The following is a 931-nucleotide window of genomic DNA, read 5'->3' as shown; positions in this document are numbered from 1 at the left end:
GTGAGGCCTTTGAGCGTCTTGAGTCTTCGGGCGAAGTTATAGGCTTGGAGGAAGTCGTTCAAGTGCGCTTTGAGTTGGTTATGGGTGTCGTAGAAGTATCGCTTCACCGTAGCGTCCTTGATGGTTCGGTTCATGCGCTCGACCTGCCCGTTCGTCCAGGGATGGTTGGGTTTGGTCAGCCTGTGTTCGATTCCATGAACGAAACAAAGTCTGTCGAAGGGATGGCCACGGAAGCGCGCAGTTGCTCCTTGCCGGTTCTTCGCCAGATCGGCGAATTGGATTCCGTTGTCGGTGAGCACGGTGTGGATGCGGTACGGAACGGCTTCGACGAGCGCTTCGAGGAAGGCGACGGCAGCCCGCGTGTCGGCCTTTTCGACGAGTTCGACGATGGCGAACTTCGAAGTCCGATCGATGGCGACGAACAGGTAGAGCTTGCCTTCCGCGGTTCTCACTTCGGCCAGGTCGAGGTGAAAGAAGCCGATCGGATAGGTGTCAAACTTCTTCCTCCTGGGCTTGTCGCCTTCGACATCAGGCAGCCGGCTGATGCCATGGCGCTCCAGACAGCGATGAAGTGAGGAGCGGGTGAGCTGAGGAATCGTGGGCTGGAGTGCGTAAAGGCAGTCATCCAGCGGCAACAGCGTGTGCTTGCGAAACGCCACGATCACGGCTTCTTGTTCGACGGACAGAACCGTAGACCTGGGAACCGTTGGGCCGGTGCGGCGATCAGCAGTCGACTCGCGCTTCTTCCACTTGGCGACCGTCTTCTGGTTGATGCCGTGACGCCGGGCCAAAGCCCTCATGCTCTCTTGACTATGTTGTATCGCTCGACGGACCGCCTCTGTCGTTGTGGCGCTCCGGTGAAGAATCTGTCCCATAGTGCCTCCTTCTCGCGCTCAGAAAAGTATGCACCATCAAATGCCGGGACTAAACA

The 931-nt window shown here is 57.9% G+C and carries 1 protein-coding gene; it reads right to left on the bottom strand.

What is annotated here, in order from left to right:
• A partial coding sequence (locus HB393_RS24885) for an IS481 family transposase (RefSeq protein ID WP_213807925.1) occupies nucleotides 1–875 on the bottom strand: 875 nt, incomplete at its 3' end.
• Between the last annotated feature and the right edge of the window lie 56 nt (nucleotides 876–931).

The organism is Granulicella sp. dw_53, assembly GCF_018449545.1.
Classification (GTDB): Bacteria; Acidobacteriota; Terriglobia; order Terriglobales; family Acidobacteriaceae; genus Edaphobacter.
The sequence above is the reverse complement of the archived record's forward strand: the minus strand, read 5'-3'. Positions and strand labels throughout refer to the sequence as shown.